This window comes from Gemmiger formicilis, from assembly GCF_024462815.1.
GTDB lineage: Bacteria > Bacillota > Clostridia > Oscillospirales > Ruminococcaceae > Gemmiger.
On the sequence record NZ_JANGCG010000065.1, the window covers coordinates 1 to 315 of the forward strand.

The window sequence follows — 315 nt, forward strand, 5'->3', positions numbered from 1 at the left end:
TGCGATTGGATGAACTGGTGGAGTTGATGCTGGATGTGGTTTGTTCCAAACGGGCTGCTATCCGCATTTCGGGTGAGGAAATGCCTGCCGAAGTTGTAAAATCTCGATTCCTAAAATTGGGCGCAGAACACATCCAGTATGTTCTGGATTGCCTCAAGGACAACCCGCCCCGCATCCGAAACATCAAGCAATACTTACTGGCGGCGCTCTACAATGCGCCGCTGACGATAGAAAACTACTATGCCGCGCAGATCGACCATGACCTGTGCGGCGGAAAGAGGTGACATGATTTGCAGATGAAATTTTATTCTCCGC

At 50.2% G+C, this 315-nt stretch carries 1 protein-coding gene; it reads left to right on the plus strand.

Annotated features, from left to right (window positions below; genetic code table 11):
* A partial coding sequence (locus NE623_RS14520; RefSeq protein WP_256273516.1) for a DUF6017 domain-containing protein occupies positions 1 to 284 on the plus strand: 284 nt, incomplete at its 5' end.
* Positions 285 to 315 lie beyond the last annotated feature (31 nt).